General features: G+C 59.7%; 6 protein-coding genes and 3 pseudogenes. 2 read left to right on the top strand and 7 right to left on the bottom strand.

Features of this window, described 5'->3' with window-relative positions:
- Positions 1-212 precede the first annotated feature (212 nt).
- A pseudogene (locus tag ALC15_RS42890) lies at positions 213-516 on the top strand (transposase); the annotation flags it as partial.
- Here ALC15_RS42890 and ALC15_RS42885 read toward each other — a convergent pair.
- The 4 genes and pseudogenes from ALC15_RS42885 to ALC15_RS44425 all read right to left on the bottom strand — a co-directional run bounded on the left by ALC15_RS42885 (position 467) and on the right by ALC15_RS44425 (position 3,809).
- A pseudogene (locus ALC15_RS42885) lies at positions 467-1,524 on the bottom strand (IS630 family transposase). The pseudogenes ALC15_RS42890 and ALC15_RS42885 overlap by 50 nt on opposite strands.
- 178 nt (positions 1,525-1,702) lie before the next feature.
- Positions 1,703-2,005, bottom strand: coding sequence for a hypothetical protein (locus ALC15_RS40390; RefSeq protein WP_050632075.1), 303 nt, complete (start codon positions 2,003-2,005; stop codon positions 1,703-1,705).
- A 465-nt stretch (positions 2,006-2,470) separates the two neighbouring features.
- A protein-coding gene (locus ALC15_RS40385; RefSeq protein WP_094194438.1) for an IS5 family transposase occupies positions 2,471-3,317 on the bottom strand; the annotation gives its coding sequence in 2 pieces (ribosomal slippage) (positions 2,471-2,803 and positions 2,805-3,317; 846 coding nt in all).
- A 138-nt stretch (positions 3,318-3,455) separates the two neighbouring features.
- The gene (locus ALC15_RS44425) at positions 3,456-3,809 is read right to left on the bottom strand and encodes a hypothetical protein (RefSeq protein WP_157860998.1); all 354 of its coding nucleotides are present in this window, start codon (positions 3,807-3,809) and stop codon (positions 3,456-3,458) included.
- Positions 3,810-4,467: 658 nt separating this feature from the next.
- Here ALC15_RS44425 and ALC15_RS47425 point away from each other — a divergent pair.
- Complete coding sequence (locus tag ALC15_RS47425) at positions 4,468-4,599, top strand: hypothetical protein (RefSeq protein ID WP_283806343.1); 132 nt, start codon at positions 4,468-4,470, stop codon at positions 4,597-4,599.
- A 441-nt stretch (positions 4,600-5,040) separates the two neighbouring features.
- Here the strand turns inward: ALC15_RS47425 and ALC15_RS47015 are convergent.
- The 3 genes and pseudogenes from ALC15_RS47015 to istA form a co-directional block, all read right to left on the bottom strand.
- A pseudogene (locus ALC15_RS47015) lies at positions 5,041-5,127 on the bottom strand (hypothetical protein); the annotation flags it as partial.
- A 1,340-nt stretch (positions 5,128-6,467) separates the two neighbouring features.
- Positions 6,468-6,923 (bottom strand): AMP-binding protein, encoded by a 456-nt coding sequence (locus ALC15_RS48110; protein ID WP_430649231.1) that lies wholly within the window; start codon positions 6,921-6,923, stop codon positions 6,468-6,470.
- Positions 6,924-7,710: 787 nt separating this feature from the next.
- Positions 7,711-8,940 (bottom strand): IS21 family transposase, encoded by a 1,230-nt coding sequence (gene istA / locus ALC15_RS40370; protein ID WP_244486490.1) that lies wholly within the window; start codon positions 8,938-8,940, stop codon positions 7,711-7,713.
- Positions 8,941-9,076: the final 136 nt, after the last annotated feature.

The following is a 9,076-nucleotide window of genomic DNA, read 5'->3' as shown; positions in this document are numbered from 1 at the left end:
AAACAGCGCGAGTCGCTGCCATGCCAGCGTTGGTAGTGTGCCTACAAACGGCACAACGCCGCCCGCTTAAAATACATGCGGACGGCGTTGGCACCAAGCACCAGGGGGGAGAACAAACCCTGGCCCATTTGATGGGGTCAAATAACGGATAGAGTTTAGAAACGCCATTCCGTATGACTCCGGTGGAGAAACGCGCGATCGAAGCTGACTGCAGCGTCATCTATGCCGACGAGGCCACGCATCGGGGATGCGCTTCATGCACGCTTCCTGGCGAAGCGGATCAATCATGGTGAAGCGTATTCGAGTGGCGAGGCCTGCACCAATCAGGCTGATTCGTTTTTCTCTCGGCTGCAGCGCGCCGAGATCCGCACCCACCATCATGTCGCCGGTCCGTATCTTTCGGCCTATGCCAGAGAGATGGCTTGCGCGAGAACAATGGCTGCGGTGTGGGGGGGTATACCAATCCTCAAATTGATCGACCGATGTAGGCCCAATCGCGGAGCGCGATTGACATGATCTTCCATGGCTGATCGATGAGAGTGTTCAAAGCGTAACAGCAGTGATCGACGACGTCGTCATAGGATTGGAAGACGCGGTTTGACAGCCAATTTTGGCGCATGAACTGCCAGATATTCTCCTGGCTGTTCAGCTCGGGCGAACGCGGCGGCAACGGCATCAGCGAGATGTTGTGCGGAATCTTCAGCTCCTTCGCTCCGTGCCACAAGGATGACGATGGCGAGGGCGCCAGGGCTGACCTTGCGTGCGATTTCGTTGAGATGAAGCTGCATGGCCTCGCTGTTGCAGAAGGGCAGAACCAGTGCCGCGCCGGTTCCGAGCTCCGGGCACACGGCACCGAACAGGTAGGTCGATTGCGTGCGCTGGTCGTGAGCGGCCCGCGGCCGCGATCCCCTTCTAGCCCAGCGATAGGTGAGCTTGTTCTTCTGCCCCACCCGTATCTCGTCCTGGAACCACACTTCTACCGGCGTGTCCGGCGCAAGGCTGCTGCGGATTTCCTCCACGCGAGCGTAGAATTTTTTTAAATGCCTCGATCGCCTCGCCATCCTGCTTGTACGCTCTCGGCCGCGCGCTGACGTGTGAGAAGCCGAGGTCCTTGAGGGCTCGATAGACCGTATCGTCTGACACCGAGATGCCGAACTCCTCATACAGCCGCATGATCAGGTCACAGGCCCGCCAGCGCACCACGCCATGGATGAGCGGGGTCGGCCCTTCGTCCACGATCCGCGCCAGAAACGCCCGGTGCTCCGTGTTGAGCTTCGCCGGCGCACCTGGCGCCGGAACATTGATCAGACCATCAGGCCCTTGCTCGTTGAACCGGATCACCCAGTCGCGAAGTGTCTGCCGGTCCATCCCGCCGACCTTGGCGGCCTCCGCCCGCGATGCGCCATCGAGCACCGCAGCGATCGCCAGAAGGCGCCGGACCTGATCGCTGTCCTTCGCCCGCCGCGCGAGGCGGCGCACCTCTACCGCTGCAAAATCGGTTCGAACCGCAATCGGTTGGCCCATGGCAACTCCCTCCAGTTGCCATGTTTAATCATCGATCCTCTGATTTGGGAATGCCCGCCGTGAGTCAGCACCTCCGCGGATTGGTATTGCAGCGTCCGGTCTCGCATGTGTGGAAGAGCTACTGGCAGCGACGTGCGTAGTTCATGGATTAGCGCTACAGACGGGCAGCTTTTCACAGCTATTCCAATCCCGGCATTAGCAGGCTCAATGAGCGCATGTCCTTGAACCTTCCCCTGATCCGAGCTCGTCCAGATTCTGGGTGATAAACAAAGTAACGGTCCTTTGTCTCATCGAAGCTCGATTTGTCGAGGCGCTTGCAGAAGGCCTCTATCGTCGCCTCCGGGGCGGCGACTATGACGAATGCCGCCGTTTCATCCCAACAGTATTCGCCCCCTTCTTTGACCTGCTTAACAAAATCGTCGCGGCGCTCGCCACTGGCGGCATCACCCTCGATCTTGAAGCTCACTGCATAGACGGCCATTGTATCTCCGTGCGGCGGCGCTCGACGTAACGATGCGGTCACGATGAACATCGCGGACGTGGATTGTCACCTACCCGAATGGGTAGTGGGCAGTCCATAGGTCCGCAATCGCCTGCGCGGGGCGGCGACGGATACTAAGCGAACCATTGGCGCGCCGCCCCGTTTGGGCAATTGCTTCTTTACCAAATCATCATTGGACGTTGGTCGCGCCCAGCCGTCGCGCTAAGTGGCGATTGAGTCGCCACTGGCTACTTTGTCGATGGTTTGCGCAGATCCTCGATCTTTTTTGCCATGACCAGCGCCTCATCTGCATTCCTTTACATCGTGTCGTTGGCGGCGAACCGCACACACGGCCCATCTCGCCCAGCCGACGCATTTGCCACTCGGGCTGCGATAATCAGGGCCGCCTCGGTTTCCGCAGGCCGCGACGGCTGGCGCGGCGTATCCCTCCGTTAAGAGTCTGACTCAAAATTCATGACTTGAGTTGGCCGATCTGGCGATGCGGCGCACCAGTTGTCGGGTTGACGCAATAAGGAGCCATGCTTCAGCCGAGTTGACGGAGGCCTCCCAATCCTTGGCGAGACGTCGGCAGCGGTTGAGCCATGCCAACGTGCGTTCAACGACCCAGCGTCGGGCAACAATAACGAAGCCTTTTGCGTCATCCGGGCGTTTTACAATTTCAATCGTGGGCCCGTCGATTTTCCGGAGCGCGTTTTCAAGCTTTTGGCCGGTGTAGCCGCCGTCAGCAAACAAGCGTGCAATAGTCGGGTAGCTCGCACACGCCAAAGTGACGACGGCGCGGCGCGCCGTCCCGATCCTGAACGTTGGCCGGGTGCACGATGGCGCTGAGCAAATTTCCTTGTGTATCGGTGACGATGTGGCGCTTGCGACCTTTGATCTTCTTGCCCGCATCAAAGCCACGTGGCCCTCCGCTCTCGGTCGTCTTGACCGATTGACTGTCGATGATCGCCGCCGTTGGTTGCGGCTCCCGCCCAGCAAGCCCGCGCGCGATTTCAACTAAGGCTTCATTGATCAAATCCAACACCCCGCTGTCGCGCAGACGATAAAAATAGTACTGGACGGTCGTGAAGGGAGGAAAATCCTTTGGCAAAAGCGCCCATTGGCATCCCGTCGTCGCAATGTACTGGATCGCATCCCATACCGATCGCGTGCGGGTCTTGCGCGGTCGTCCGACCTTGCTCGGCCTTGGCATCAACAGCTCGATCAAGGCCCACTCCGCATCCGTACAATCGCTTGCATAGCGGAGCTCTCGTCTGTCATGCTGACAGCGGGTGATTTCGGTCCAGGTCATTTGCTTCTCCGAAGGCTTCGAACACCTCGAAGAGCCACAACCTGCTGAAATCACCCAACTTTAATTTCCGGTCGGCCTCTTAGAACTCAGCCGCGTTCGCAAACGAAGACTGAATCGTCGCCATTGTGTATGTAGAAGTTACGGACGAGCCGGCCCGCCGTGCCGATCATAGCCCATCGCGACCGCAGGCGGTGTCATTCTCGTCGTGCCCTTCCCATGAATCGCGATCACTTGACAAGGAGCGATCGTGTCGTCCCTTAGGGAACAAATCTCGCCTTTCACCATGCCGAGATCATCCAGTTGCTGTAGACTGAGTTCAGAATTCGCCAAGGCCATCTCGCCGAGACCGGTACCCGATGATAGTCGGGCGGCGCCGACATCCAGTGAAGCCTTGATGGCTTCGACGGCGTTAGCCACCGCGACCACGTACGTTAGGTGCCGAAGTTGGTCTCTTTCTATGTAGCCAATTGAAATCATCCAACCTGCTGCCATGTGTGCAATCCTATATTGAGACTGCCCCAGCTTACTCTGCGCCACTAAGCGCAAAGCGCACCTACCTATAGCGGTAGGTTGAAGGGTCGGCTCCCTCAGGCTCGCAACCTCAAGTGGGAATGGCAGCGAGCGAGAAGCGGATCAGCGTTGAACGGCCGGCGATCTTGACGCGTCTCCCTCGGGTGCAGGCGTGGCGCAGGGCACGGCTCCTCTGGATGCTAGACTTGCTGATCCGACATCGCCAGAATGATCCCGCCCGACACAAGTCCATCAAAGCCGCGCAGCGCTGCCCGCTCGGGCTTCTCGTGGCGGGCGTCCGACAAGAAGGTCGGCTTTTCCTCCCAGCCCGTGGGTCAAAGCCGCCCATGGCGGTCACGCCGACCGACGTCCGCTCTTTCTCGATAAGTTGACCTACCGTCAGGTCTGCCAAGCCCTTTGGAAGGCAACGCCCTTGTCGATTAACCGTTCGTCATTCCTATCGCCCCTGATCGGCGAGCCGTGGGCCTGGCAATCTCGCAACTGCTGGGACTTCGCCTGTCAGGTGCAACGCGAGCTGTTCGGCCGGGAGTTGCCACAAATCGCGGTGCCGGCCGCTTTCAGCAGGCGCTGGGGTGCTTGAGGAGTTCGCCGGCCATCCGGAGCGCACAGCTAGCGCCAGGTGCCGGAGGGTCCTGGCGGTCTGGTGATGGCCGCTGAAGGCGCGCTGGTGCTGATGGCCCATGCGCGGTTTCCCGCGCAGATCGGCGTCCGGCTGCGCCAGGAGGGCCGGGTGATCCTTGCGACGGCCTAACGGGCCTGCGAGACCGTTCTGGCGCTGCGCCAGGTGGGTTGGAAAAAGCTGATGTTCTTCGAGCCGGTGACATGCACGGATCTGTGAAGCGAATGCCCAAGCCGCTGGCGAACTCGCCGGAGCGTCCGCGAGCTCGTCGCTAGCGGCGCGGCGACACCGCGCAATCAGCCGGTGCTGCATCTGGTGATGCCTGGCCTCGAGGTCGACCGCGACGAGCCGCGGCCAAGAGAAACCGTCGCGGCCTTCCTGCGGCGTACAGGCTGGGCAACGCGCGATCGGGAATTCGGCTGGCAGTTCAAGAAAGGCCTGCCGACCGTGCTCGAGATCAACGGCGAGGCCGTGCTGCGCAGGGATGGGCGGTCGCGCCGCATCGGGCCAGCCGACGCGGTTTGCTTCCCGTCCTCCGTTGCGACGTGCAACCGCTGTCACCTTTGCGCCCGGCGCCAAAGTCTCCTCGACAATCCGTGCCTTGTCATCCTGCGACCAACGCCGCCGACGCTCCAGCCCGCCCAAAACCTCGACCCGCATCGCCTGATGACCTTAAAGCTAGACTTAAGGTCACACGCTTGGCGAATTGCAGCGTGTCAGACAAGACGGCGCCCGCCGGATGCGTACCGTCCTGGCGCGCGAGGATGGCGCGCAAGATCCGTCCGCAATTGCAGGCCCAATTCGCGATAGATGCGCCGCGTCTTTTTTGCCCATGACGCCAACAGCGACTGGGTCAAGCAGGGCTTGCCTTATCTCGGCCACGGCTCTCAGATTGAGCTGGTCCCGGTTGTCTGAACAGAATCTCCCCGTCGATAAGTGGAGCGTCTGCCGGGCTTAGACCGCCGCGCGGAGCGGCGGAAGATCGAAGCAGGCAGGAGACCGATCCCCCGTTGATGCCGTGCTCTCAAGGAGCAACTCGCCTCATTGCCAATAACCAATAAAGGGACGTGGATTTAGTACGGGCGCGCCACGAAAGATAAAGGGGCACGCTGCCACACTCCACTTAAGGGTGCAACTTGCTTTATTGACGACGGTCGCACCCTCAGCGGACCGCGTCTACGATGTACAGAGCGCAGTCATATAGGTCGCTCAAAAGCGATCCTCCGCAAATTGTCGTTTCAGCATCCGGGAGGACGAGTTCAACAGGATGGACAAGTCCCACGCTCGGAACTGTGGGAAGGCGAAAACCTGGCTCGTGTTTGGTCGGAATGAACGCGGCGGGCCGCACGGAAAAGCACTTCACCGGCTCGTCTCAAGTCCGAAGGCGCAAATCCGCGGCGCAATCGGGGTCGGTAGCCAAAGTGCTGCTGAAATCCCTTGCATCCGCGGGGCCGTCTATACATGAAGCTCTTGATGAAGGATGCCGACGCGGCTGCATTACACCCACAAGACGGTCAACAACGCATTCCTTCTCGAGCTCTTTATGGCGGCTCGAAGGCGCGATGCCGTCGGCCCTATGGATAAAAAGTCAAATCCAAGGATTGTGCGCGATGCGCCACGGAATGGCCTTCTCGAACCGGCTGGCGTTTTCGGAAGCATTGCCGCGCAAACAGCGAAAGCCATGCGCTCGCGATCGCGCTGCGCATGGTCAAGAAGCACGATCAGCACATCGGATCGATGACCCCTTCGCGGATGGGTGCCAGTGGCGATGGCACGATCTATCGCACGGCCGGCTCCGTCCTCTCCGGAATCCAGTAAATCAGCTTGATGTGATTGCGGAATGGCGCGGTCGCGCACAGGATGACGCAGGTCACTGGCGCTTGGCGATCGAGCTTCCAGGCTCCAAACACTGCGAGGAAAGTCAGCAGATCGTTCCGCGTGACTGCCCCGCCTTCGAAAAAGCGATAAGTCTTGCGACCAAAGGCCAATGTTCTTAACTTTCAATACATTGACCGCCATCTCCGGCAATTACGGTCTGACGCTCCTGGCGCGGTTTGTCCCAGGCATGTCGGCAGGCGTCGTCTGGGGGCTGGTTGCCGGCTATGCCCGGCGCTTTCAGGCGGTCCGCTCGACACCTGAAAATGGAGGACACCGTCCTGGCTTCGGAGCACCCGGTCGCCTGTCTTGTATAGCCGCATCGGAACATTGGTTGAAGGGTCGATCCAATAGATAAACCGCTCAGAGTTAAGCTCCTCTCGATTGTGATATCCTTTCGCCAGTTGTTTTCCGCCAATATATAGTTCACCGACTTCTCCATCCCTCAGCTCCCGTAATTCCTCGCTCAGGACGTAGCAAGCAGTGTTGGCAACGGGTCGGCCGATTGGAATCATATCTGGCGCGCCTTCGAGCGTGTTTGCGTTGCCACAACAGCCGGGAGCCGAAACCGATGGGCTCACATCGTTGAACCTTGAAATGCTCGGCCGCCTGATGCGCTACCTCGGTCCGTTTTCGAGCGCCGAGCGGCTACTGCCCAAATATGCATACGCGTCCCCAGGAGCACTTTACGCGACGCAAGTCTACCTTGAGCTTTCGGGCACGGCTGGACTAGAATCCGGGTATTATTATTACCATCCTTTGCGGCATGAGCTCTTCCAAACCGGCTTCAGGAGGAGGTCGGGCTCGCCCTTGATGAGATTGCATTTTATTGGAAACACTTCGGCTATCGAACCCATATACAGGAAGAATATTCGCGAGGTTTTGGAGCTTGAGACCGGCCATATTCTAGGGCTACTGGACATTATCCTGCCTCGCTTTGGACTCGGGCTCGGTATCGGACATTTCGAGCCGGACGCGATGCTCTCGCTCTCCTGTGACGAGAGGCACATCTATCTCGCCACTTATGACATCATCTCCCGCGAAGATCGAGAGGTAGAACTACCGCTCGACATCTATCTGCAAAGTCATGGCGATCGCGTTGACGGGCTTTCGCAAGGACATTTTGTCTATCGGGCTGGGGCTCTCGTGGCAATATCGTCGCATATCATTGAACAACGCCATATGATCGCTATCAATCAGCGTGCTTATCAGCGGGCGACTGGAATGGTCTCTTTGGTCAGCCAGGATGTCCGCAAATGGCACGCGTATATTGATATGGGCCGGATGCTGCAGCGGCTGCAACACAATGAGCAGCGCATCGGCCTGATGTCTTCGGGATATAGTTCAAAGTCTGGCAACGATCTCACCTCAGCGCTCCGGCTTCGAGCCATCTTGTCGGAATGTGGATTGACGGCGGATGCCTGCTACACAGCTGTGTTCGGGAGGATCAGCGAGGCCCAACGCGTGCATGAGGGCATGCACGAGGACGCCCCTCATATGGAAGGTCCAGCCGAACTGATCCGCAACGATCTTCGGGCAGTGCTGCCCGACTATATGGTTCCGAGCAAGATAGTGCTGGTCGCGGAAATGCCGTGTAGCGCTTCGGGCAAAATTGATGTCAATGTAGCTGTTCGTGTCGATCTCGATGGCGCAATCGTTGCCGACGATTCGGGTCAGTTCGCGCAATGATCCGAAGGAGGGCTGCCCGCCGAGCGGTTTTAACCGGTGTGCTTCGTCTCGCGCGAAGCGGACGATGGGCGCCTCGCCGGTCGTGCCGTGGATACGTACGTTTGCAACCTCGCGCTCCCACCTGGCGAGATGTGCCTCAAACGCCTCCCAACTCGCGAAGGAATGACCCGCGATCGCGTTCTTCTTCACGTATCCGACGCCATTCTCCGTCTTGCCTTTCGTGCGTGCCCGATATGGTGCGCAGGCGCGAGGACGGAAGCCCCAGTGCTTCGAGAAGGCGATCAGCCTCTCGTTGAACTGAACCGACCGGCTGCCTATGTCGTGGCGCACCACAAGCGCGCGTGGGTTGTCCATCAGCACTTCCTCCGGGACACCGCTGAAGGTGGTGAATGCGCTCTCGAGCCCAGCGAACCAGTGCTCCTGCTTCTCGGCCCGGAACGCACGCACATGTACCCGCCGCGAATGCCCGAGCGTCGCTACGAACACGAATGCTTTGATCTTCGCGCCGCCGATCTCGACCAGGCGCTCGCCGAAGTCGATCTGCAGCTGCCGGCCAGGGGGCGTCTCGAACCGCGTCGTCGCCAGCGCCTCCGCCTTCAGCGCCTGACGATAAGGCTGCACCGCGCGTTGCAGCGTTCGCCGGCTGACCGTCACGCCTTTCTCGGCCAACAGGTCCTGGCGCACCACGTCCGCATTGCCGCGATGGCGAATGAACCTCTCGCGCAGCCAACCCTCAAGGCCGTCGAGCCGCTTCAGCCGCTCGGGCGACTTGAACGGCTTCAACCCGCCCGCCGCGACATAATCCTTCACCGTGTGATGGCTGCAGCCCAGCTGGCGCGCAATCCGCTTCAGCCCCCATCCGCACGCCCTCAGGCGCAACATCTCCGCCACGTCATCCGGCGTCTTCATCACCTGCCCCCGTGGATCACTCCACGACGACCCTCTAGTGATTCGTTCCTGCTTCATTCGCTCTCTCCTCGGCTAATCCAAGGAGGGGGGCAATTCCTCATGGCGCCGAGGGGGCAGTTTTCCATGGCGCGCGACA

Source organism: Bradyrhizobium viridifuturi (assembly GCF_001238275.1).
In the GTDB taxonomy this organism is placed as follows: Bacteria; Pseudomonadota; Alphaproteobacteria; order Rhizobiales; family Xanthobacteraceae; genus Bradyrhizobium; species Bradyrhizobium viridifuturi.
The sequence above is the reverse complement of the archived record's forward strand: the minus strand, read 5'-3'. Positions and strand labels throughout refer to the sequence as shown.

What these genes read in the sequence shown, in the direction of transcription:
- istA (WP_244486490.1), bottom strand. Translation starts at nt 8,940, where the DNA reads ATGAAGACGCCGGATGACGTGGCGGAGATGTTGCGCCTGAGGGCGTGC.
- ALC15_RS40390 (WP_050632075.1), bottom strand. Translation starts at nt 2,005, where the DNA reads ATGGCCGTCTATGCAGTGAGCTTCAAGATCGAGGGTGATGCCGCCAGT.
- ALC15_RS44425 (WP_157860998.1), bottom strand. Translation starts at nt 3,809, where the DNA reads ATGGCAGCAGGTTGGATGATTTCAATTGGCTACATAGAAAGAGACCAA.